This is a genomic window from Streptomyces sp. NPDC002785 (assembly GCF_040295565.1).
Taxonomy (GTDB): Bacteria; Actinomycetota; Actinomycetes; order Streptomycetales; family Streptomycetaceae; genus Streptomyces.
On record NZ_JBEOVN010000002.1, the window covers coordinates 1 to 21,577 of the forward strand.

Here is a 21,577-nt window from a genome sequence, read left to right on the forward strand (position 1 = left end):
GAGGGGCCCGCCGACCGGCGGGCCCCTCACGTATGTCTGTCTCAGGCCTTGCCGACGCTCATGTTGGAGTCGGCGGGATCGGCGACGGTGTTCGTGTCTGCTTCCGCTTCCGTGTCTTCGACGAGGCCCAGCTTCAGGTCCCGCGCCGCTTCGGCCTCGCGGCGGACCAGCCGGAACCACATGAAGAGCACGAACGCGGCGAAAACGAACCATTCGCCGGTGTAGCCGAGGTTCTGGAAAGCCTTCAGATCGAGCCCGGTGCCCTGCGGTACGGCGGCCGGCACGGGACGCAGCGCGCCGCTGGAGCCGGTGTCCTGGAGCGTCACCCATGCGTCGTAGACGTCGTACGGGACGAGGTTGACCAGGGACGCGGCGCTGATCATGCCGAGCTGGCTGTCCGGGAGCCCACCCACCGCGTCGACGCCCGCGGTGCCGGCGTTCTCGGACGCCTGGAGGTCGCCGGTCACCGTGACCTCGCCGGTCGGTGCGGCGGGCACGGAGGTGTGACCGGGCTTGCCGGGCAGCCAGCCGCGCACCACCGGCAGGGCCTTGCCGCTGTCCGTACGGAGCATGTTCAGAACATAGAAGCCGCTCTTGTCGTCCAACTCCCGGCCGGGCACCAGGAACTGGTCGGCGTACCGGCCGGTGGCGGTGGCGGGGCGGCCGGAGGTGACCGTGTCGACAGGCAGGAGGTCGTCGATCGGCTTGGCGGGCCTCGTGCCCGGGGCGGGCTGCTTCTCGGCGGCGTCGTGCGTCTGCACGCGGTCCTCGAAGCGGCCGAGCTGCCAGGTGCCCATGAAGATGCAGAACGGGATGGCCAGCACGACGAAGAGGTTGATCCCCCACCATCGCGGGGTCAGCAGGAACCGGTACACCCCTCCACGGTACGGTCCCCGCTCCGGTCGCCCGGAGCGGGGTGCCGGATGGGGCGAGGCCGCGGCGCCCGGCGCGGGCGTCGGCCGGGGGTATCGGTCGGGGCACCGGTCGCGGTGCCCCGACCGTCCCGGCGTTGGCCGCCGGTCACCGCTTCGTCCTCAAACCGCCGGACGGGCTTGGGCCGGCCGGTGGTGGGGAGGGGTTTCGTGCGGGAGGAATGCGGAAGGGAGCCGTCGCCCTATTCGCCTGACGGGCTCGGCGGGGCGGCGGGGGCGGTATCCAAGGCCAGGTGGCGCTGGGCGAAGTCGAGTTCCAGCCGGAACTGCTTGATCCGCTCCTCCACGACGAGCGAACCGTGTCCCGCGTCGTACCGGTAGACCTCGTGCACCGCGTCACGGCCCTTCAGCCGGTCCACGTAGTTCTCGACCTGGCGGATCGGGCAGCGCGGGTCGTTGACGCCCGCCGAGATGTAGACCGGCGCCCGGACGGCGTCGACGTACGTCAGCGGGGATGAGGCCTCGAAGCGCTCGGGAACCTCCTCCGGCGTGCCGCCCAGCAGCGTGCGGTCCATCGCCTTCAGGTCCTCCATCTCGTCGTGATACGCCGTGACGTAGTCGGCGACCGGGACCGCCGCCAGGCCCAGGGCCCAGTCGTCCGGCTGCGTACCGAGGCCGAGCAGGGTCAGATAGCCGCCCCAGGAGCCACCGGCCAGGACCAGCTTCGCCGGGTCCGCGAGCCCGGACCTCACCGCCCACTCCCGTACCGCGGCGATGTCCTCCAGCTCGATCAGGCCGACCCGGTGCTTGAGCGCGTCCGTCCAGGCGCGGCCGTATCCGGTGGAGCCTCGGTAGTTGACCCGGACGACCGCGTAGCCGTGGTCCACCCAGGCGGCGGGGCCGGAGGCGAAGGCGTCGCTGTCATGCCAGGTCGGGCCACCATGGATCTCGAAGACGGTGGGAAACGGGCCCTCCGCCCGGGCGGCGGGCCGCTGCACGAGTGCGTGGACGCGGCCCCCGGGCCCGTCCACCCACACCTCCTCCACCGGCACGGACGCCGGAGCCTTCAAGCCGGGCGGATCGAGCACCACCGCACCCGAGGTGGACCGGACGACGGGCGGCTGCGCCGCCGACGACCACAGGTACTCCACCGTGCCGTCCGGCCGGGCCGTGGCACCCGAGACCGAACCCGCGGGGGTCTCCACCCGGACGGGAGCACTGCCCGCCCCCGGCTCGTACCGCCACAGGTCGCTGCGGGCCTCGAAGCCGTGCACGATCAGCAGCGCGGAGGCGTCCGGATACCACTCGGCCCCCACACCACCGGGCAGGTCGATCGCGAGATCCGTCTCCGTGCCCGTCATCGGATCCCAGATCATCGGCTCCCAGCGGCCCCGCCGCTGATGCCCGACCAGCAGCCGGGTGTCCCCGGCGACGGGGGCGAAGCCCAGCACGGACAGGCCCAGCTCCTTCGTACCGCCCTCGGTGTCGTCGAGCTCGGCGACCGTCGACCCGTCGGGCCGCACCACGCGCAGCGCGGAGTGCATCGCATCGCCGTGCTCGGTGTGCTCCAGGGCGATCAGTGTCCCGTCGTACGACAGGTCGCCGACGCCCGCCGACTCGCGGTGACGGTAGATCTCGACGGGCGCGGCCTCGGGCCGTACGACATGGATCGTCGTCCCGTCCTCGTCGGTCGAACGGCCGACCACCGCCGTACCGTCACGCCCGATCGCGAGCCCGGCCGGGTACGAGGCACCGAGACCGGGTGCTGCCGGCTCGTCCACCGCCTCCTCGCCCTCGCCGCCTTGGAACCACTGGCGCATCCACACCCCGAACTCGTCCCCATCGGTGTCGCTGAACCACCAGATCGACTTGCCGTCCGGTGTCAGCACGCCGTCCGTCGTCCCGTTCGGCCGGTCGGTCACCTGGCGCTGCTCGCCGGTCGCGCGGTCCCAGGCGTACAGCTCGTACGTCCCCGTGGCATTGGAGACGAACAGCGCGCGATCCGGCGCATCCTCCGCCCAGTCGGGCAACGACACCCGCGGCGCCCGGAAACGCTGCTCCCACTCCGGTACGGAAGCGCTCACCGGAGCGGAAGCGGTTGCGGGTACGGAAGCGGTCGTCGGTGCGGTGGGGGCCGCCGAGCCAGTGATCTCAGTCATGTCCCCCATTCTGCGCTGGAACGCCGATAATTCGTTCGCACCGTCCGCAGCCTGTGGATAACCTCCGGGCATGCATGCACCGACCCCTGCCGACTGGCACGAGGCCAACCGCGCGCTCTGGGACGAGCGGGTCCCCATCCACGCCGGGAGCGACTTCTACGACCTGGAGTCCTTCCGCGCCGGTAAGGACGCCCTGCGCGACTTCGAACTCGCCGAGGTCGGAGACGTGACGGGCAAGTCGCTGCTGCATCTGCAGTGCCACATCGGGGTCGACACCCTCTCCTGGGCCCGGCACGGCGCCACGCAGGTCGTCGGTCTGGACTTCTCCGAACCGGCCGTGGCGACCGCGCGCGGCCTGGCTCGCGAGCTGGGGTTCACCGAGGACCGGGCCGCGTTCGTCGCCGCCGATGTCCATGACGCCGCGGAGGCCGTCCCGGACTCTTCGTACGACATCGTCTACACCGGCGTCGGCGCACTGAACTGGCTGCCCGACACCCGGCGCTGGGCCGAGATCGCCGCATCGCTCGTGGCGCCCGGCGGCTTCCTCTACCTTGCGGAGTTCCATCCGCTCACGGACTGCCTCGACGACTCGACCGGCGCGAAGGTCGTCCACGACTACTTCAGCCGCGACGCATGGGTGGACGAGACGCCGGGCACGTACGCGGACTTCGACGCACCGACCGTCCACAACCGCAGCGTCGAATGGCAGCACCCGATCGGCGACGTGGTGTCCGCGCTGGCCGCCGCCGGGCTGCGGATCGAGTTCCTGCACGAGCACGACGTCTCGCTCTTCGCCCGCTTCGAGGCGCTGAAGCGGCAGGGCGACGGCTTCTACCGCTTCCCCGCCGACCGCCCGCGCATCCCGCTGATGTACTCGATCAAGGCGTCGCGGCCGGCCGGGTCCTGACCGAAGGCCGATGCTCAAGGCCCATTGTCAGTGGTGGGGTTCAGACTCGAAGTGTGACCACGACTGCTGATCTGCGCACCGCGGTGAAGACGTACTGGGCCGCGGCCGACAACCGCGACTGGGACACCTTCGCCACGGCGCTCGCCGACGAGGTGCTGTACGACCTGCCGCAGACTCGCGAGCGCATCCGCGGGAAGGAGCTGTACGTGCGGTTCAACCGGGAGTACCCGGGGGACTGGCACGTCCGTGTCGAACGGGTCGTGGCCGACCGGGAGGGGCAGCAGGTCGCTGTCCGGACGCTCTTCACGGTCGGCCCGCAGGAGTTGCACGCCATCCACTTCTTCACGTTCGACGCGGAGGGGCGGATCAGCGAGATCACCGACTTCTGGCCCGAGCCGTACGAGCCCCCGGCGGGCCGGGAGCACCTCGTCGAGCGGTACTGAGGTCGATGGGGCGGGGGCGGGGACGCGGGGGCAGGGGACGTGATGGCGGCGGTGAGCGTTCGCCGGGCCGCGGGTCCTCCGGCCGCGCCTTCGCCCTTGCCTTCGCCCTTGCCTTCGCCCTTGCCTTCGCCACCCTTGCTCTCAACTGCCGGACGGGCTTGATTCCTCGAGGCCCCGCGCGGTCCCACCGCGGTAGCCGCCGCTGTGACCGCCCTCGCCCTGTACCGGCGGAACACTGCTGCCCGCGCCTGAAGCAACATCCCGTGCGCGAAGCAACACTCCCGCGCCTGAAGCAACACGCCTGAGCCTGAAGCAATATGCGCGCCTGAACGCAACAGAAGTGCGGCGGGCGGCCCGCCGCACCTCTGTACCTCCGTCGTCCGCGTCCTACGCGGCCGAGCGGAAGGCCGGAAGGTAGCCGCCCGACTGTCCGGCGGCCTTGGGGTGGTACGAGTTGTAGACGGGGAGCGTCACACTGTTGAGCCATGCGTCGCCGGAGCACAGCTCATGTCCGGTGAACTTGTCCACCACGCTGGAGAACGTGAACCCGGCGTCGGCCGCCTGCTTGGCGATGACACTGTTCAGGACGTTGGACGCATTGTTTATGGCAGCCCGCTCCTTCTCCGAGAGCCCGGCGATGCAGCTGCCGCTCAGCTGGTAGAAGCGCGGGTAGCCCAGCACCACGACACGCGCCTGCGGGGCCCGCGACCGTATGGAGCCGTAGAGCGAACGCAGGCCGGAAGGAAGCGAGTTCTGCATCTGCGACACGGCCGAGTTGACGCTGCTCAGGCAGGTGGCCTCGCCGGACAGTACGCAGTTCTGCATGACATCGGCGAAGCCGACGTCGTTGCCGCCCGCAGTGACGCTGACCAGGCCGGTGGACGAGCTCAGCGCGCCCAACTGGCCGCCGGCCACCGAACTCGTCGTGGCGCCCGAACAGGCGACGAAGGCGAAAGAGGAAGGTGAGTTCGCGGCTGCCCACAGATAGGGGTAGGCCTTCGTGCTGCGGCGGCAGTCGCCGCTGTCTGAGAGGTAGCTCCCCGCGCCGACGCCGGACGAGTACGAGTCGCCGAGCGCGACGTACCCGCCAGTGGCGGCCGAGGCCGGCTGGGCGACGCCCAGAGCGGTTACGGCGGCGAGAACCAGAGTGGTTGCGGACGCCCAGAATCTGCGTACTGACATGGCTGTCAGCCCTCCGAAGTGTGGGGGGTGGGTAAGGGGGTTGATTTCGCGCCATGTTTCTAGCAGCTGGTGGTACTCGCCGGTAATAGCTGCGCAAGAACTGGTCTGATATGCCGGAATGATCGTTAGGGCACGATGGCTCCGCGCGTAGATAAACCTCTCGGCCTGCCTGAATCTGCGTGCGGAACCTGCGTGTTCGGGCGGCGGTGTGCCCCGTGATCCGGGCCGTTGTGGTGCGGTCGGGGGCCGGCTCAAAGCGTCCGGCGGCCTGTTCACCGATAGGTTCGCGCTCGCCGCGCACCGCCTGCACCTCGGCGACCGTACGGGCTCGATCGAACGCCGATGCGGCCCTTGCCGCGGGCAAGGTCGTGAGGCGGAATGAGGAGGCCGGCCCCGCTGACCGGTGTGACGGACAGCGGGGCCGGTGGGCTGGAAGCGTCGGGTGGGCTCGCCGAGGTCACATGGGGATCTTCACCTTCATGCCCTCGTGGGCCCGGCTGCCGCGTACCTCGACCGTGAGCCGTCCCCCGTACCGCCGACACCTCGTCCGGCTCCCGCTCCGGCCGGACGGCGGTGAACGCAGGGCCGCACCCCTGGAAGCACCTGCGGAGAAGCCATCAAGAACTGTTCCGGGACTGCGTCGAGCCGGCGGACGGCCAAGCCGTAGGGCATGACAAAACCGCCCTCTGTGGTGGCACCCCGATGCGGGGGTGCCACCACAGAGGGCGGTTGTCGTAGATCTACGAGGGTCAGTTGTGGCCGAACCTCCGCTGCTTCCGGTGGGAGACCTGTTCTGAGATCGAGTGCACCGTGTCCTGGGCAGCCGTTGGCTGCGTCGGCTGTTCCTTCGTCTCCGGAGCAGCGCTGCGTTCGTGGCCGCCGGTGCGGGCACCTCGGTTCTGCCGACTCTGCTTCTTGCCCACGATCGTGCCTCCTGTGGCGGATATCGGACGATGGGCCAGTACCAGATTCGCATGTGAGTGCGAAAGGTGCATCTCGGGCGGCTGCCGACGAGTGTGCTCCTGCTGACGCGGGCCGGCAGGGGGCTGGCCGCAGGCCGGGTATCTGCCCCGCCCTTCGCGGGTCGGATCCGCGCCGCATGGGTGCCCGGGGCACCCGTGGCTCCGCTCAGGCGTGCTCCGCCGGGTCCGGTAGGGAGCCCATGGGCGATGCTGGTCCTGGACGGCGGATCACGCGAATATTGAGATGCGGGCCGGTCGGGGCGGACGTAGGGTCCATGCCCGTGGAACCGCTCAGCGAGAAACAGATCCGCTCATCCTTCGTGAACTGCAGCAAGGGTGAGGCGGCGCGGCTTCGGCTGCCGCTCGACTTCGCCGAACTGCCCTGGGAGGACCTGGACTTCTTGGGGTGGGTGGATCCGGGCGCGCCACTGCGGGCGCATCTCGTGGTGCCCCGCGCGCAGGGTCTGCTGGGGATTTCTCTGCGTATACCCTCCGTGAGGCGTACCAGCGCCGTGAAGTCGAGCATGTGCCAGATCTGCCTGACAGGCCACGCCTCCTCCGGAGTCACCCTGCTCGCTGCCCCCTTGGCGGGCGCCCGGGGCCGCGAGGGCAACACGGTCGGTATCTACATCTGCGCGGACCTCGCCTGTTCCCTGTATCTGCGCGGCAAGCGGCAGCCGAAGCTGCGTTCCGGACGGTACGAGGAGTCCCTGACGCTGGACGAGCGCCTCGTACGCATGTCGGGCAATCTGGGTGCCTTCGCGGCCAAGGTCGCCGCGGCGTAAGCCCTGACGCGCACGGCCCGTCACCTCGTTCGGCATCCTGTGCGGCGCCCCTAGCCACCCCATGCCCGCCCGCTGTACTTCAAGGGATACCCGGCAGGGGTGCACTGCCGCGCCACGCCGAAGGCCCTGCGGTAGTCGGCTCGCTCAGCCTCATTTGGGTCGGGAATGCGCAGGAAGCTTCCTGCTTGCTGCGGGTCGTCGTACCGTCCGTGCTCATGTCAGCGCAAGCTGTGCGGTGAGCTTCCGGGTATCCGGTCGGCTGCTCCCGCGGGTGCCGGATTCCGAGGTCGGCTCCCAAACGGCTCCCAAGAGGGCCCCTCACCTGGTGTTTCAGCTGTCAGGGTGGCGGGATTTGAACCCACGACCTCTTCGTCCCGAACGCGATCACGGACTCAAGTGACCTTGTGTGCCTGCTGTTCGACCTGGACCAGCTCGCAAGGTTACGTCCGTAATCGTCCATGGGAGTGCGAGGGCGACTGCTGTCTTTGGCCCTCTGTTTGGCCCCCTGACCCAGTCAAACGTCAGCTCGGGCCGCGCACACTTTCCAGCTCTGTACGGTCCCGTCTGCCCTGGGTTCACGGTCGTCTGTGAGCTGGACCCCTGGGGCAGCCCGCAGGAGAGCTGAACGGCCGCGAACGGCTACTGGGCAGGTCCACGGACTGCCCGACACGCCGGAAGCTTACGGGGCCATGATCACTCACCCCGAAGCAGCTCCTGGCCAAAGTCGTTCCGCCAGCCTTGCAGGGCAATGCGCACGTAGATCATGCGCCCTTGCGCTGTGGGCGAGACTCAGTGCGAGCCATGGATGAATCGTGTCATATCGCTCGAAATGATCTATCAGTGCCTAAGGTGACGCGGGGTCACAGTGGGTGATCCGCGGCTCGTTGTCGGCACCATCGGTGTGGCTGGCGGAGGCCGCCGATGCGCGAGTCGGAGGTGCCGGTGATCAGGCGCGAGAGAAAACAGAGTGGGCCGTATCGCGGACTGGGGCCCGAGAAGAGCGGACATCGACCACGACCATGGGTGTGGGCGCGGACTTGCTTGGCGGGGCTGCTCATGGTGGCGGGACTGGCCTTGCCGGCCGTCACCCCGTCCCCGGCCTGGGCCGCCCCACCCCCGAACGTCTACGTCGCCAACCTCAGTTCGAACACTGTGTCGGTGATCGATACCACCACCAACACGGTCACCGCCACCGTCAACGTCGGCGCTGCCCCGTGGGGTGCCGCGGTCACCCCGGATGGCACGCACGTCTACGTCGCCAACGAAAACTCGCACAACGTGTCGGTGATCGATACCGCCACCAACACGGTCACCGCCACCGTCAACGTCGGCACCACTCCGAGGGGTGTGGCGATCACCCCGGACGGCCTGCACGTCTACGTCACCAACGCGGGCGCGAGCACTGTGTCGGTGATCGATACCGCCACCAACACGGTCACCACCACCATCAACGTCCAAGCCGACCCGTCCGCTATCGCGATGGCCCCGGACGGCCTGCACGTCTACGTCACCAACGATCTCTCGAACACTGTGTCAGTGATCGATACCGCCATCAACACGGTCACCGCCACCATCAACGTCGGCTTCAACCCGATCGGTGTGGCGGTCACCCCGGACAGCATGCACGTCTACGTCGCCAACGATGGCTCGAACAACGTGTCGGTGATCGATGCCGCCACCAACACGGTCACCGCCAACGTCAACGTCGGCACCAACCCGTACGCTGTGGCGATCACCCCGGACGGCACGCACGCCTACGTCGCCAACAACACGGGCGCGGGCACTGTGTCGGTGATCGATACCGCCACCAACACGGTCACCGACACCGTCGGCGTCGGCACCAACCCGGCCGGTGTAGCGATCACCCCGGACGGTCTGCACGCCTACGTCAGCAACTTCTTTTCGAACAACGTGTCGGTGATCGATACCGCCACCAACACGGTCACCGACACCGTCAGCGTCGGCACCAACCCGCTCGGCGTCGCGACCGTCCCGGCCACCGCAGCTCCCAAGCCTTCCTTGACCATCGCCAAGAGCCACACCGGCAGCTTCACCCCAGGCAGGGGAGTGAGCACCTACACCATCACCGTCGGCAACAACGGGACCGCTCCAACCGACGGCACCACGGTCACCGTGCACGACACCCTCCCGGCGCAACTCACTGCGGCCGGCCTCAACGGCTCCGGATGGCGCTGCACCCAGTCCACACTCACCTGCACCCGTAGCACCGTGCTGGCCGCCGGGAGCAGCTATCCGCCCATCACCCTGAGGGTCCGCGTCGCCCGCACCGCCACCGGCACGGTCACCAACACCGCCACCGTCACCGGAGGCGGCGACGCCGCCACCCACACCGCCACTGACCCGACCGTCATCGACCCCCCGAATCCGCACCACCACCACCAACACGACCACGGCTGGTGGTGGTGACGACACCGCACCCGCCCGGTACGGCGGCAGCGACTCACGGGAGTCCCTAAGCCGTCCGCGCCCCATCCGTGCCCGATCGTGCGGGTAACCGCGGGGACTTACGGTGACCACCGGGCAGCGCGCAGCCCAACGGCCCCTGACCGTCTCACCTGGTCAGGGGCCGTTTCGCGGGTCGGTGAGTGTGGGATCTGAACCCACGGTGGCTCGCGCCACGACGGTTTTCAAGACCGGTCGCCAGCGACAGAGTATCGACCGCCGTCCGTTGGCCGAGCAGCTTGCCGAGGTGATCACGACGGACGGCATCGCTGTGGGCAAGCCATTCCCCAGCACGTCGGCCACCCGATTCGGCGTCTCCCGGCCGACCGTGGCTAAGGCATTGGGCAACCTCGAAGCCGCGGGCTTCTGAGCGGCGTGCGGACAGAGGAGGCGCGCCCTCTCACCTGGGATCACGTGTACCTCGCGACCGAGAACGGCGTCCCGCCTCACGTCGCGGTGTGGCGCTCCGTTCGACGCCACGGGGAGACCAAGACCAGGAAGAGCCGGCGGGCGATCGCTCTGCCGAAGCAGGTGGTGGAAGTCCTCGAAGAACATCTGCGCTGGCAGGAGCGGGAGTCCCACGGAATCGAGTGGAGCCCGGCTGGCCGGGTCTTCACCACCCGAAGCGGCGAGCCCCTCGATGCCGTCAACGTGCGCCGTGACTTCCGAGCCATCGTGAAGAAGGCGGGGCTGGAGCCGGAGTGGACACCCAGGGAGCTCCGGCACAGCTTCGTGTCCCTGCTTTCGGACCACGGCATCCCACTGGAACGGATCGCGATGTTGGTGGGGCACAGCAGTCAGGCGACTACGGAGGCTGTCTACCGTAAGCAGCTCCGCCCGGTGATCACGCAGGGAGCGGAGGCGATGGACGAGATCTTCAGGTTCGAGGCCCTGCGCAGAGACAGCGAGGCTTGATCCGAAGCCTTTGGCCCCCTGTTTGGCCCCCCGGCAACGACAGAGGGCACGTACTAAATTTAGTACGTGCCCTCTGACCTGCTATTTCAGCTGTCGGGGTGGCGGGATTTGAACCCACGACCTCTTCGTCCCGAACGAAGCGCGCTGCCAAGCTGCGCTACACCCCGATCGCCGCCGATGTCCCGGCGACATCGATTACTTTAGCCCACCCGCGCCCGCAGACGAAATCCGGTTTATGGGCTGCTGAGGGCGAGGGGCCATGGGTGCTCATTCCCGGGGCGTCAGGGTCAGCAGGGTCGCTTCGGGCGGACAGGCGAAGCGGACCGGGGTGTAGCGGTTGGTGCCGCAGCCTGCGGAGACATGGAGGTAGGCGCGGTGGTCCTTGACGGAGTGGGTGGAGAGGCCCTTGACCCGGTCCGTGTCCAGGTCGCAGTTGGTGACCAGGGCGCCGTAGAAGGGGATGCAGAGCTGGCCGCCGTGGGTGTGACCGGCCAGAATCAGGGGGTAACCCTCCGCAGTGAAGGCGTCCAGCGAGCGCAGGTAGGGGGCGTGGACCACGCCGATGGAGAGGTCGGTGCCCGTCTCGGGGCCGCCTGCCACCTCCGCGTAGCGGTCGCGCTTGATGTGCGGATCGTCCAGGCCGGTGAAGGCGATCTCCAGACCGTCGATCTTGAGGCGGCCGCGGGTGTTGGACAGGCCCAGCCAGCCCGCCTCGTCGAAGGCGTCGCGCATCGGCTCCCAAGGATTGTGGACGACGCCGACCGCCGGGGCGTTCCCGTTGAGGCCGTGCTTGCCCCTGGCCTTCTCGAAGAGGTAGCGGGCAGGGTTGCGGAGCTTGGGGCCGTAGTAGTCGTTGGAGCCGAAGACGTACACACCCGGGAACTGCATCAGCGGACCGAGTGCGTCGAGCAGCTCGGGTACGGCCTCGGGGTCCGAGAGATTGTCGCCGGTGTTCACGACGAAGTCCGGGCGCAGGCCGGCCAGCGACTGCAGCCAGGCGCGCTTCTTGCGCTGGCCGCTCACCATGTGGATGTCGGAGACCTGGAGTACGCGCAACGGCCGTGCGCCGTACGGGAGTACGGGGATGGTGACCCGTCGCAGGCGGAACGAGCGGGCCTCGAATCCGGCGGCGTAGGCGAGGCCGACAGCGCCGACCGCTGCGCCGACTGCCGTGACTTTCAGGGGTACTCCGTAGCGTGCGCGCATGCGCCCATCGTCGCAGACACGGTGCGGTGGGAAGAAAACCGGCGGGCGGCGGGCGCCCCGTACCTGCCACAATCAGCACATGACCACGCTCAAGTCCAAGCTCAAGGAAGACCTCACCACGGCGATGAAGGCGCGTGACGAGCTGACCTCGTCCACGCTCCGGCTGACCCTCACCGCCATCACGAAGGAGGAGGTCAGCGGCAAGACGGCGCGCGAACTCTCCGACGACGAGGTGCAGAAGGTGATCGCCAGGGAGGCGAAGAAGCGCCGCGAGGCGGCCGAGGCCTTCGCCCAGGGCGGCCGGACCGAGCAGGCCGAGCGCGAGAAGGCGGAGGGTGAGCTGCTCGACGCCTACCTTCCGAAGCAGCTGAGCGACGACGAGCTGGGTGCGATCGTGGCGTCCGCCGTCGAGGAGGCGAAGGCAGCCGGGGCCGAGGGGCCGCGGGCGATGGGCGCCGTCATGAAGATCGTGAACCCGAAGGTCGCAGGGCTCGCGGACGGCGGCCGTGTGGCCGCGGCGGTGAAGAAGCTCCTGGCAGGCTGAGGCCGCGCGACATACGCACAGGGATGCACGGAGTGGGGCGCCCCGGATCGGGATCGATCCGGGGCGCCCCGTCTTCATGTGTGTGAACCGTACGGGTCAGGGACCCTGCGTACCGCCGTTGGTCTGCCCTCCGCGACCGCCGGTGTTCCCGCCGGTCGTGTTCGGCGGGAGGTTGATGCCGGGGAACGGGTTGTTGGCGCCGGGCTTCTTGCCGGGCTTCTTACCCCCGGGACCAGGCCTGCCATGGTCGTCGCGGTCGTCGCGGTCGTCGCCCTTCGGCGAATCCGGGATGTTGACGGTGTTGAAGGCGGGAGCGGGCACTCCATTGAGCGCGCCCGTCATCGCGTCGCGCCAGATCGGCCCGGGGACCTCTCCGCCGAACACCTTGGCCTGGTACGCGCCACCGATGGTGATGTTCACCATCTCGACGCTCTGGGTCGGGCTGCCGACCCAGACGGCGCCGGACATGTTCGGCGTGTAGCCGACGAACCAGGCGTTCTTGCGGGCGTCGGTCGTACCGGTCTTGCCCGCGTTGTCACGGCTGTTGAGACCCGCCTGCTTACCGGTACCGGAGTCGACGACGCCGCGCAGCAGGGTGTTGATGGTGTCCGCCGTCGGTTGCGACATCGCCTGCGAACAGGTGGTCTTCGGTACGGGGAGCGAGGTGCCGTCCGCCGTTTTGACCGACTCGATGGCGATCGGGGTGCAGTATGTGCCGCGGTTGGCGAAGGCGGCGTAGGCGCTGGCCATCGTCAGCGGCGACAGGCCGTTGGAGCCGAGGGTCAGTGTGGACGGGTTCTGCGGCAGCTTGGTGCCGTCGCCCTGCACCACGCCCAACTTGTCGGTCATCTGCGAGACCGGACACATGCCGATGTCCTGGAGCATCTGCACGAAGTAGGTGTTGACGGACTTCTCCATCGCCTCCCTCAGTGCGTACGGTCCCCTCTCGGACGTGTTCTCGTTCTCCAGGTGATACTTCGGCACGCCGTCGTTGACCCACGTCTTCCCGCAGGACCGCACAGTGTCCGGGTAGTCCATCTCGTACGGGGAGGAGTAGACCTGCGTGGCCGGCTTGCCGCCCTCTATGGCTGCTGCGGCGAGGAACGGCTTGAACGTCGAACCGGTCGGGAAGCCGTAGTTCGAGCCGCCCATGCTCTTGTCGACCGAGTAGTTGTACTGGGTCTCGTTGGGCCCGAAGCCGTACGGCTTGGACTGGCCCATTCCCATGATCTTGCCGGTACCCGGCTGGACCAGCGTCACGGCGGTCGCGACCTTGTCCGACTTGTAGACGTGGTCCTTGATCGAGTTCTGCGTCGACTGCTGGGACTGCGGGTCGAGCGTCGTCCGGACCGTCAGACCGCCCCGGTTCCAGATCTTGGCCCGGTCCTCCTTGGTCTTGCCGAAGACCGGGTCGGAGAGGAAGACGTGACGTACGTAGTCACAGAAGAAGCCGGCGCCGCTGACGGCCGTGATGCAGCCGTTCCGCGGCTTCTTGACCTTCAGCTTGATCGGGTTCGCCTTCGCCTTGTCGGCCTCGGTCTGCGAGATGTCACCGACGTCGGCCATGCGCTGGAGCACGGTGTTGCGACGCTTGGTCGCCTCCGCGGGGTCGTTGACCGGGTCGTAGCGGCTCGGCGACTGCACGATGCCGGCCAGGAGCGCGGCCTCGTCCAGCGTCAGGTCCTTCGCCGCCTTGGAGAAGTAGCGCTGGGAGGCAGCCTCGACGCCGTACGCCTGCTGCCCGAAGAAGGTGATGTTCAGGTAGTTCGTCAGGATCCGCTTCTTGCCGAGCTTCTCCTCGACCTGGATCGCGTACTTCAGCTCCTGGATCTTGCGGCCTATGGTCTGCTGCGTGGCCTGCGCGACCTTGTCCGGGTCGTCGCCGGCCTCCTCGACGAAGACGTTCTTCACGTACTGCTGCGTGAGGGTCGAAGCGCCCTGCGCGGTCCCGCCCGACTGCACATTGCGGTTCAGCGCGCGCAGGATGCCCTTGAGGTCGATCGCCCCGTGCTCGTAGAAGCGGGCGTCCTCGATCGCCACTATCGCCTTCTGCATGTACGGCGAGATGTCCTTCAGCTCGACCACCGTGCGGTCGCGTGAATACACCGAGGCGATCAATCCGCCCTTGCTGTCCAGGATCTTGGTGCGCTGACTCAGCGGCGGAGTCCGGAGATTGGCGGGGATCTCGTCGAATCCCTCGACCGTCCCCTTCGTGGCGAGACCCAGTGCTCCGGCGGCCGGCAGCGCGATGCCCGCGAGCACAACTCCGGAAAGTGCGGCGACACCGAGGAACTTGGCGGCTTGCTGGGTCGTCGTGAGACCGCCGCCCGAGCGCTTCTTTGGCATGGAGGCAGCCTACGTTCTCATTCGCCGGACAGGCGTATATGCCTTGGCCTAAGCTGCTCTCAACTGTCACAGCAGTCCTGTTGTGTATCAACCCCTGTGCACGATCCGGCCACGAGTTCAGGCGCTCCCGAATTCGCATCCTGTGTCATCGAACGTCCGTTGTGATCCAGGTGAATTATTCCGATTCTGCCGGGATGTTCAGCTATGTCCTCACCTCACTCCCCTGGGTGATCTATTGCATACGCATAGTCCGTTCGGGCCATCCAAGATTGGGCCCGAAGGGGGTGTTGTGCTGTCGCAGCCTTCCGTAACGTCCTCAACTGGCAGCGGTGAATATGCCGCTACCGCCGTGGGGGAGCCTCGATTCGGGAGAGGACGGCGCCGTGATGGGCTGGGTAACCGACTGGAGTGCGCAGGCAGCCTGCCGCACTACCGATCCGGATGAACTGTTCGTACAAGGGGCAGCGCAGAACAGGGCCAAGGCGGTGTGCACCGGATGCCCGGTGCGGACCGAGTGCCTGGCCGATGCGCTGGACAATCGCGTCGAATTCGGCGTGTGGGGCGGAATGACGGAGCGGGAGCGCCGCGCACTGCTGCGCAGGCGGCCCACCGTCACGTCCTGGCGCCGGCTGCTGGAGACCGCGCGCAGCGAGTACGAGCAGTCCACGGGCATCCTGCCCGTGGCGATCGGGCTGGACGACGACGAACTGCACGAGAGGTACGCCGCGGTGGGGTAGACCGTACGGAAGGCTACGCAGCTCCGGCCGGGGGGGAACCGGTCGCGAGCCGGTCCCCGATGGCCCGAAGCCCTGCGAGGTCATGTACGTCACCGGGCAGCGCGGCCACTTGGGTCACGGCGACTTCGGGGTGCAGCGCGGTGAAGCGGTCGCGGGTGCGGTGTTCGCGCGCGACCACCTGCATCCGTTCCGCGTGCAGCCGCAACAGACCTGCGGTCAGCTGCTCGACGGAAGCGGCCTCGGTCGCGGTCCTGGATTCGGCTGCGGCTTCGGGATCTGGTTCGGGATCTGGCTCGCGGTCTTCGATGTCCTCGTGCTCGGAAGGATCGGCAACGGCTTCGGGGGAGGCGACCGACCAGTCGGCCGGGTCACGAAGTCCAGCCTTCCCGGCCGTCTGATCCACAATGCCGACCCCGTCAAGATTTTCTGCGGCCGCAAGTGCGCGCTCGGCGGAGAGCCGGGCGGCGTCGCTGCCATGGACACGGTTGAGAACCAGGCCGGCCAGCGGCATTTCCTCCGCGGCCAGGCGTTCCACGAAGTACGCCGCCTCACGCAGAGCGTCCCGCTCCGGTGTCGCGACGACCAGGAACGCCGTACCGGGCGCCTGCAGCAGTTTGTACGTGGCGTCGGCCCGGGTGCGGAAGCCGCCGAACATGGTGTCCATCGCCGCGACGAAGGTCTGTACGTCGCGCAGGAACTGACCGCCGAGCAACTTGCCGAGGGTGCCGGTCATCATCGACATGCCCACATTGAGGAACTTCATCCCGGCCCGGCCGCCCATCTTCGCCGGGGCCATCAGCAGCTTGATGAACTTTCCGTCCAGGAACGAACCGAGCCGCTTGGGTGCGTCCAGGAAGTCCAGCGCCGAGCGCGACGGCGGGGTGTCGACGATGATCAGGTCCCACTCGTTGCGCGCCCGCAGCTGGCCGAGCTTCTCCATCGCCATGTACTCCTGCGTGCCCGCGAAACCGGCCGACAGGGACTGGTAGAAGGGGTTCTCCAGGATTGCGCGGGCCCGCTCGCCGTCCGCGTGCGCCTCGACGATCTCGTCGAAGGTCCGCTTCATGTCGAGCATCATGGCGTGCAGTTCCCCGGCACCCTCGCCGTTGATGCCCGACACCCGGCGCGGGATGTTGTCCAGCGAGTCGATACCCATGGACTGGGCGAGCCTGCGCGCCGGGTCGATGGTGAGGACGACGACCTTACGGCCGCGCTCGGCCGCCCGTACGCCCAGCGCTGCCGCGGTCGTGGTCTTGCCGACCCCGCCCGAACCGCAGCACACGACGATCCGGATGCCGGGGTCGTCGAGCAGCGCGTCGGTATCGAGCGCGAGGGCCGGTGCGGCGGCTCTGCCCGCGTCCGAGTCCGCGTCCGAGTCCGTGGCCGTGGCCGTGGCCGCGTCCGTGCTCTGTGTCATGTACCCGCCCCTTCGCCCACCCCGTCACCCACGCCCTGCTTGCGGAGCTCGGTCGCCAGGTCGTAGAGCCCGGCCGGGTCCATACCCTCGCCGATCAGCGGGAGTTCGTACCCCGGCACCTCCAGGCCCGCGAGCACCTCGCGCTGCTCGCGCTCCAGCTCGACCCGCTGGGCATGCTCGGCGGCCTGCTCGACCAGGGGACGTACGAGCCCCGCGGAGCCGGTCACGCCCACCCGGGTCAGCGCCTCGGCGATCTCCTTGCGGCGGCCGCCCGCGGCGGTGCGCAGCGCGTCCTCGTCCAGCAGATGCGGTCGCACCATGTTCACGATGACCCGGCCGACCGGCAGTTCGGCGGCCCGCAGCTCCGCGATGCCGTCCGCGGTCTCCTGGACCGGCATCTCCTCCAGCAGTGTCACCAGATGGACGGCTGTTTCCGGGGACTTCAGCACCCGCATCACGGCCTGTGCCTGATTGTGTATCGGGCCGATCCGGGCCAGCCCCGCCACCTCGTCGTTCACATTGAGGAAGCGGGTGATGCGCCCGGTGGGCGGGGCGTCCATGATCACGTAGTCGTAGACGTACCGGTTCTGCTTGTCCTTGCGGCGTACGGCTTCGCAGGCCTTGCCGGTCAGCAGCACGTCCCGTACACCGGGCGCGATCGTGGTGGCGAAGTCGATCGCGCCGAGCTTCTTGAGGGCCCGGCCCGCGCTGCCGAGCTTGTAGAACATCTGGAGGTAGTCGAGAAGGGCGCGTTCGGCGTCGATCGCGAGGGCGTACACCTCGCCGCCGCCCGGCGCGATGGCGATCTTGCGCTCCTCGTACGGAAGGGACTCCGTCTCGAAGAGCTGGGCGATGCCCTGTCTGCCCTCGACCTCCACGAGGAGAGTCCGCCGGCCCTCGGTTGCGAGGGCGAGCGCGAGGGCGGCGGCGACCGTGGTCTTACCGGTACCACCCTTGCCGCTGACGACCTGGAACCTGCTCACGTATTCGAGCCTAACCAGTCGGGCCGTGGGCTACGCACGAGGCTGCGCGTGCCAGGCATTACAGTCGGGCCATGACCAAGTGGGAATACGCGACCGTGCCCCTTCTCGTGCACGCGACCAAGCAGATTCTGGACACCTGGGGCGAGGACGGCTGGGAGCTGGTCCAGGTCGTTCCCGGCCCGAACAACCCCGAGCAGCTCGTGGCCTACCTGAAGCGGGAGAAGGCGTAATGGCGGGCGCCGTCGAGGCGAAGCTCGCCGAGCTCGGGCTGACGCTGCCGGACGTCGTGCCGCCGCTGGCCTCGTACCAGCCGGCCGTGCAGTCGGGCGTGTATGTGTACACCTCCGGCCAGCTCCCGATGGTGGGCGGCAAGCTCGCGGTCACCGGCAAGGTCGGTGCGGAGGTCACGGCCGACGAGGCCAAGGAGCTGGCGAAGACCTGCGCGCTCAACGCGCTGGCCGCCGTGAAGTCCGTCGCGGGCGACCTGGACCGGATCGCGCGAGTCGTGAAGGTCGTGGGCTTCGTCGCCTCGGCATCCGACTTCACCGGGCAGCCCGCCGTGATCAACGGCGCCAGCGAGTTGCTGGGCGCGGTCCTCGGTGACAAGGGCGTGCACGCGCGCAGCGCGGTGGGCGTTGCTGTTCTGCCGCTGGACGCGCCGGTGGAGGTCGAGGTCCAGGTCGAGCTGGTCGGGGCCTGAGCCGTAGGTCTGCTGCAGACAGTCTGTCGGGCTTGAGACATGTGTCTGCTGCGGCTCGTCGGCGGTCGCTGCCGTCCGCTGCCGTTTCTCTGATCCCGTCCAGTCGTGACGACCGGGCGGGATCAGGTGTGTACGGGGCATGTACGGATCAACGTGCCTCTCGAACATCGTCGCGGTTCCGGATAGCCTCCGGCCATGTCCAATGGTCAGTGGTACCCACCGGAATGGCCCGACCGGATCCGGGCACTCGCCGCAGGCGAGCTGACGGCCGCGACCCCGAAGCGGGCCGCCACCGTGATGCTGCTCCGGGATCCTGCCGCTGACACCGAGGGCGGCCCCGCCGTCCACATGCTGCGCCGCCGCGCCTCCATGGCTTTCGCCGGTGGGGCGTACGCCTACCCCGGTGGCGGAGTCGACCCGCGCGACGACGACCGGCTCGTCGGCTGGGCCGGACCCGCGCTGGAGAGCTGGGCCGAGCGGCTCGGCGTCGATACGCCGTCCGAGGCGCAGGCCATCGTCTGCGCGGCGGTCCGTGAGACGTACGAGGAGGCGGGTGTCCTCCTCGCCGGCCCGACCGCCGACACGGTCGTCAACGACACCACCGGTGCCGGCTGGGAGGCCGACCGCGAGGCGTTGGTCGCCCGCGAGCTGTCCTTCGCGGAGTTCCTGGACCGGCGCGGTCTGGTGCTGCGCTCCGATCTGCTGCGTGCCTGGGCGCGCTGGATCACCCCCGAGTTCGAACCGCGCCGCTACGACACCTGGTTCTTCGTCGCCGCGCTCCCCGAGGGCCAGCGCACCCGCAACGCCTCCACGGAGGCCGACCGCACGGTCTGGACAGAGCCCGGAGAGGCCGCCGACAGGTACGACAGGGGCGAACTGCTGATGATGCCGCCGACCGTGTCGACGCTGCGGGCGCTCAGGCCGTACGGGACAGCCGCCGAGGCCCTGAAGGCGGCGGATTCCCAGGACCTCACCCCCGTACTGGCACAGGCACGGCTGGAGGGTGACGAGTTGGTGCTGAGCTGGCCGGGACACGACGAGTTCACCAAGCACATCCCGAACGGGCCGGCCGGTGCAGGTGGTGCGGGAGGCGAAGCCGTATGAGCGACGCGGCCGCGCTGCCCGGGCAGCCACGCGGCGGGGTGCTTTCCGGCCCCGCCACCACCCGTACCGTCAACGTCCTCGCCCCCAACGCCTCGCCGATGACGCTGGACGGCACCAACACCTGGGTCGTCGCCGAGCCCGACTCCGACCTCGCGGTCGTCATCGACCCGGGCCCGTTGGACGACATACATCTGCGGGCCGTCATCGACACCGCTGAGAGGGCGGGCCGCCGGATCGCGCTCACTCTCCTCACCCACGGACACCCCGACCATGCGGAGGGCGCGGCGCGCTTCGCCGAGCTGACCGGTACGAAGGTGCGCGCCCTGGACCCGGCGCTGCGCCTCGGTGACGAAGGCCTGAGCGCGGGCGACGTGATCACCACCGGCGGCCTGGAGATGTACGTCGTGCCGACCCCCGGGCACACCTCGGACTCGCTCTCCTTCCATCTGCCCGCCGACCGGGCGGTGCTGACGGGGGACACGATCCTCGGACGCGGCACCACGGTCGTCGCACATCCGGACGGACGGCTCGGCGACTACCTCGACTCGCTGCGGAGGCTGCGTTCGCTGACGGTCGACGACGGCGTGCACACGGTGCTGCCGGGGCACGGCCCGGTGCTGGAGGACGCGCAGGGAGCGGTCGAGTTCTACCTCGCACACCGCGCGCACCGGCTGGCCCAGGTGGAGACGGCGGTCGAGGCCGGGTACCGGACGGCATCGGAGGTGGTGGCGCAGGTGTACGCGGACGTGGACCGATCCCTGTGGCCCGCGGCGGAACTCTCGGTGTTGGCGCAGCTGGAGTACCTGAACGAGCACGGGCTGATCTAAGGGCTGTCCCGTAATCCCTGGTGGATCAGCGCGCGGCGTCAGATGCGGTGCATCGCAAGGCGGAGGGGCGTCCGCATACTGGATGTATGCGGACGTTCCGACAATGCGGCGAGGTGCCGTAGCTGACGTCGTGCGCCCGTCAGGGATTACGGGACAGCCCTTAGGACGGAACGGATACGCGCAAGGCCCCGCCGTGCGGCAGGGCCTTTGCGTACAGAGATGGCGTCCGGTCGTCGGCCGACCGGCTAGCGGGACCGCTTCGCCAGGCGCTCCACATCCAGCAGGATCACGGCGCGCGCCTCCAGGCGCAGCCAGCCGCGCCCGGCGAAGTCGGCGAGTGCCTTGTTGACCGTCTCGCGGGAGGCGCCGACGAGCTGTGCCAGCTCTTCCTGGGTCAGGTCGTGGACGACATGGATGCCTTCCTCGGACTGGACGCCGAAGCGGCGCGACAGGTCGAGGAGGGCGCGGGCGACCCGGCCCGGTACGTCCGAGAAGACCAGGTCGGACATCTGGTCGTTGGTCTTGCGTAGTCGGCGGGCGACGGCGCGCAGCAGGGCCGTGGCCACCTCGGGGCGGGCGTTCAGCCAGGGCTGGAGGTCGCCGTGGCCGAGGCCGAGGAGCTTGACCTCGGTCAGCGCGGTCGCGGTGGCGGTGCGCGGGCCCGGGTCGAAGAGGGACAGCTCGCCGATCAGCTCGCCGGGGCCGAGGACCGCCAGCATGTTCTCGCGCCCGTCGGGGGAGGTGCGGTGGAGCTTCACCTTGCCCTCGGTGACCACATAGAGGCGGTCGCCCGGGTCGCCCTCGTGGAAGAGCGCGTCGCCGCGTGCGAGGGTCACCTCACTCATCGAGGCGCGGAGCTCCGCGGCCTGCTCATCATCGAGCGCCGCGAAAAGCGGGGCGCGCCGCAGAACGTCGTCCACGAGTTCTCTCCTTGTCGGCCTGTTCAGGGAACCGTGGTCCCCATCATGCCGGACGGTAAAACAGTGCGATCAATCACAAACCAGTTTGACGCACGGGCGTGCCGA

Annotated in this window: 20 protein-coding genes, 1 tRNA gene and 1 pseudogene; 12 read left to right on the forward strand and 10 right to left on the reverse strand. The window is 68.8% G+C overall.

Features of this window, described 5'->3' with window-relative positions; all coding sequences use genetic code 11:
• Positions 1-41: 41 nt before the first annotated feature.
• Together ABTZ94_RS00855 and ABTZ94_RS00860 are read right to left on the reverse strand one after the other, a co-directional pair.
• Complete coding sequence (locus ABTZ94_RS00855; RefSeq protein ID WP_351196142.1) at positions 42-875, reverse strand: SURF1 family protein; 834 nt, start codon at positions 873-875, stop codon at positions 42-44.
• Positions 876-1,114: 239 nt separating this feature from the next.
• Complete coding sequence (locus ABTZ94_RS00860; protein ID WP_351196144.1) at positions 1,115-3,031, reverse strand: S9 family peptidase; 1,917 nt, start codon at positions 3,029-3,031, stop codon at positions 1,115-1,117.
• Between the two features lie 70 nt (positions 3,032-3,101).
• Here ABTZ94_RS00860 and ABTZ94_RS00865 point away from each other — a divergent pair, with 70 nt between their 5' ends.
• Together ABTZ94_RS00865 and ABTZ94_RS00870 are read left to right on the forward strand one after the other, a co-directional pair.
• Positions 3,102-3,938, forward strand: coding sequence for a class I SAM-dependent methyltransferase (locus ABTZ94_RS00865; protein WP_351196146.1), 837 nt, complete (start codon positions 3,102-3,104; stop codon positions 3,936-3,938).
• An 83-nt stretch (positions 3,939-4,021) separates the two neighbouring features.
• Entirely contained in the window at positions 4,022-4,381 is a 360-nt protein-coding gene (locus tag ABTZ94_RS00870; protein WP_351196325.1) for a nuclear transport factor 2 family protein, read from the forward strand.
• 387 nt (positions 4,382-4,768) lie between these two features.
• On the opposite strand, the gene ABTZ94_RS00875 is transcribed toward ABTZ94_RS00870, so the two are convergent.
• On the reverse strand, positions 4,769-5,563 hold the full coding sequence (locus ABTZ94_RS00875; protein ID WP_351196148.1) for an SGNH/GDSL hydrolase family protein: 795 nt from the start codon (positions 5,561-5,563) through the stop codon (positions 4,769-4,771).
• Between the two features lie 749 nt (positions 5,564-6,312).
• Complete coding sequence (locus ABTZ94_RS00880) at positions 6,313-6,486, reverse strand: hypothetical protein (protein WP_351196150.1); 174 nt, start codon at positions 6,484-6,486, stop codon at positions 6,313-6,315.
• 320 nt (positions 6,487-6,806) lie between these two features.
• Here ABTZ94_RS00880 and ABTZ94_RS00885 point away from each other — a divergent pair, with 320 nt between their 5' ends.
• The 4 genes and pseudogenes from ABTZ94_RS00885 to ABTZ94_RS00900 all read left to right on the forward strand — a co-directional run.
• Complete coding sequence (locus ABTZ94_RS00885; RefSeq protein WP_351196152.1) at positions 6,807-7,310, forward strand: FBP domain-containing protein; 504 nt, start codon at positions 6,807-6,809, stop codon at positions 7,308-7,310.
• Between the two features lie 1,056 nt (positions 7,311-8,366).
• On the forward strand, positions 8,367-9,737 hold the full coding sequence (locus tag ABTZ94_RS00890; protein WP_351196327.1) for a YVTN family beta-propeller repeat protein: 1,371 nt from the start codon (positions 8,367-8,369) through the stop codon (positions 9,735-9,737).
• Positions 9,738-9,936: 199 nt separating this feature from the next.
• Positions 9,937-10,143: a hypothetical protein gene (locus tag ABTZ94_RS00895; RefSeq protein WP_351196154.1), complete on the forward strand. Its 207-nt coding sequence runs from the start codon at positions 9,937-9,939 to the stop codon at positions 10,141-10,143.
• A pseudogene (locus ABTZ94_RS00900) lies at positions 10,137-10,688 on the forward strand (site-specific integrase); the annotation flags it as partial. The gene ABTZ94_RS00895 and the pseudogene ABTZ94_RS00900, both read left to right, overlap by 7 nt.
• 93 nt (positions 10,689-10,781) lie before the next feature.
• Here ABTZ94_RS00900 and ABTZ94_RS00905 read toward each other — a convergent pair.
• Together ABTZ94_RS00905 and ABTZ94_RS00910 are read right to left on the reverse strand one after the other, a co-directional pair.
• Positions 10,782-10,855, reverse strand: a tRNA-Pro gene (locus ABTZ94_RS00905).
• Positions 10,856-10,955: 100 nt separating this feature from the next.
• Positions 10,956-11,894 carry a metallophosphoesterase gene (locus ABTZ94_RS00910; RefSeq protein ID WP_351196158.1) on the reverse strand — a complete coding sequence of 313 codons (939 nt, stop codon included), beginning with the start codon at positions 11,892-11,894 and terminating at the stop codon, positions 10,956-10,958.
• Between the two features lie 79 nt (positions 11,895-11,973).
• On the opposite strand from ABTZ94_RS00910, the gene ABTZ94_RS00915 reads away from it, so the two are divergent.
• Positions 11,974-12,438 carry a GatB/YqeY domain-containing protein gene (locus ABTZ94_RS00915; protein ID WP_351196160.1) on the forward strand — a complete coding sequence of 155 codons (465 nt, stop codon included), beginning with the start codon at positions 11,974-11,976 and terminating at the stop codon, positions 12,436-12,438.
• Positions 12,439-12,534: 96 nt separating this feature from the next.
• Here the strand turns inward: ABTZ94_RS00915 and ABTZ94_RS00920 are convergent, their stop codons facing one another.
• Positions 12,535-14,784, reverse strand: coding sequence for a transglycosylase domain-containing protein (locus ABTZ94_RS00920; protein WP_351196162.1), 2,250 nt, complete (start codon positions 14,782-14,784; stop codon positions 12,535-12,537).
• Positions 14,785-15,170: 386 nt separating this feature from the next.
• Here ABTZ94_RS00920 and ABTZ94_RS00925 point away from each other — a divergent pair, with 386 nt between their 5' ends.
• Positions 15,171-15,521 (forward strand): WhiB family transcriptional regulator, encoded by a 351-nt coding sequence (locus ABTZ94_RS00925; protein ID WP_176740522.1) that lies wholly within the window; start codon positions 15,171-15,173, stop codon positions 15,519-15,521.
• Between the two features lie 13 nt (positions 15,522-15,534).
• Here ABTZ94_RS00925 and bagB read toward each other — a convergent pair whose 3' ends face one another.
• Both bagB and bagA read right to left on the reverse strand, forming a co-directional pair.
• Positions 15,535-16,938, reverse strand: a complete 1,404-nt coding sequence (gene bagB, locus ABTZ94_RS00930; protein WP_351196164.1) for an ATPase BagB — start codon at positions 16,936-16,938, stop codon at positions 15,535-15,537.
• Positions 16,935-17,921: an ATPase BagA gene (gene bagA, locus ABTZ94_RS00935; protein ID WP_351196166.1), complete on the reverse strand. Its 987-nt coding sequence runs from the start codon at positions 17,919-17,921 to the stop codon at positions 16,935-16,937. The genes bagB and bagA overlap by 4 nt, the downstream gene beginning before the upstream one ends.
• A gap of 71 nt (positions 17,922-17,992) precedes the next feature.
• Between bagA and sp36 the strand changes: the two genes are divergently transcribed.
• From sp36 to ABTZ94_RS00955, 4 genes are all read left to right on the forward strand, one after another.
• Positions 17,993-18,151, forward strand: a complete 159-nt coding sequence (gene sp36 / locus ABTZ94_RS00940) for a Sp36 family protein (protein WP_003967454.1) — start codon at positions 17,993-17,995, stop codon at positions 18,149-18,151.
• Positions 18,151-18,621: a RidA family protein gene (locus ABTZ94_RS00945; protein WP_351196168.1), complete on the forward strand. Its 471-nt coding sequence runs from the start codon at positions 18,151-18,153 to the stop codon at positions 18,619-18,621. Before sp36 ends, ABTZ94_RS00945 begins: the two co-directional genes overlap by 1 nt.
• A 195-nt stretch (positions 18,622-18,816) precedes the next feature.
• The gene (locus ABTZ94_RS00950) at positions 18,817-19,725 is read left to right on the forward strand and encodes an NUDIX hydrolase (protein WP_351196170.1); all 909 of its coding nucleotides are present in this window, start codon (positions 18,817-18,819) and stop codon (positions 19,723-19,725) included.
• The gene (locus ABTZ94_RS00955; protein WP_351196172.1) at positions 19,722-20,552 is read left to right on the forward strand and encodes an MBL fold metallo-hydrolase; all 831 of its coding nucleotides are present in this window, start codon (positions 19,722-19,724) and stop codon (positions 20,550-20,552) included. The genes ABTZ94_RS00950 and ABTZ94_RS00955 overlap by 4 nt, the downstream gene beginning before the upstream one ends.
• Before the next feature lie 245 nt (positions 20,553-20,797).
• On the opposite strand, the gene ABTZ94_RS00960 is transcribed toward ABTZ94_RS00955, so the two are convergent.
• Positions 20,798-21,472 carry a Crp/Fnr family transcriptional regulator gene (locus ABTZ94_RS00960; RefSeq protein ID WP_014046869.1) on the reverse strand — a complete coding sequence of 225 codons (675 nt, stop codon included), beginning with the start codon at positions 21,470-21,472 and terminating at the stop codon, positions 20,798-20,800.
• Positions 21,473-21,577 lie beyond the last annotated feature (105 nt).

Bases quoted from the DNA above. Each gene is read 5' to 3' on its own strand.
- ABTZ94_RS00860 (WP_351196144.1), bottom strand. From the start codon at position 3,031: ATGACTGAGATCACTGGCTCGGCGGCCCCCACCGCACCGACGACCGCT.
- ABTZ94_RS00865 (WP_351196146.1), top strand. From the start codon at position 3,102: ATGCATGCACCGACCCCTGCCGACTGGCACGAGGCCAACCGCGCGCTC.
- ABTZ94_RS00875 (WP_351196148.1), bottom strand. From the start codon at position 5,563: ATGTCAGTACGCAGATTCTGGGCGTCCGCAACCACTCTGGTTCTCGCC.
- ABTZ94_RS00890 (WP_351196327.1), top strand. From the start codon at position 8,367: ATGGTGGCGGGACTGGCCTTGCCGGCCGTCACCCCGTCCCCGGCCTGG.
- ABTZ94_RS00910 (WP_351196158.1), bottom strand. From the start codon at position 11,894: ATGCGCGCACGCTACGGAGTACCCCTGAAAGTCACGGCAGTCGGCGCA.
- ABTZ94_RS00915 (WP_351196160.1), top strand. From the start codon at position 11,974: ATGACCACGCTCAAGTCCAAGCTCAAGGAAGACCTCACCACGGCGATG.
- ABTZ94_RS00920 (WP_351196162.1), bottom strand. From the start codon at position 14,784: ATGCCAAAGAAGCGCTCGGGCGGCGGTCTCACGACGACCCAGCAAGCC.
- ABTZ94_RS00925 (WP_176740522.1), top strand. From the start codon at position 15,171: ATGGGCTGGGTAACCGACTGGAGTGCGCAGGCAGCCTGCCGCACTACC.
- bagB (WP_351196164.1), bottom strand. From the start codon at position 16,938: ATGACACAGAGCACGGACGCGGCCACGGCCACGGCCACGGACTCGGAC.
- sp36 (WP_003967454.1), top strand. From the start codon at position 17,993: ATGACCAAGTGGGAATACGCGACCGTGCCCCTTCTCGTGCACGCGACC.
- ABTZ94_RS00945 (WP_351196168.1), top strand. From the start codon at position 18,151: ATGGCGGGCGCCGTCGAGGCGAAGCTCGCCGAGCTCGGGCTGACGCTG.
- ABTZ94_RS00950 (WP_351196170.1), top strand. From the start codon at position 18,817: ATGTCCAATGGTCAGTGGTACCCACCGGAATGGCCCGACCGGATCCGG.
- ABTZ94_RS00955 (WP_351196172.1), top strand. From the start codon at position 19,722: ATGAGCGACGCGGCCGCGCTGCCCGGGCAGCCACGCGGCGGGGTGCTT.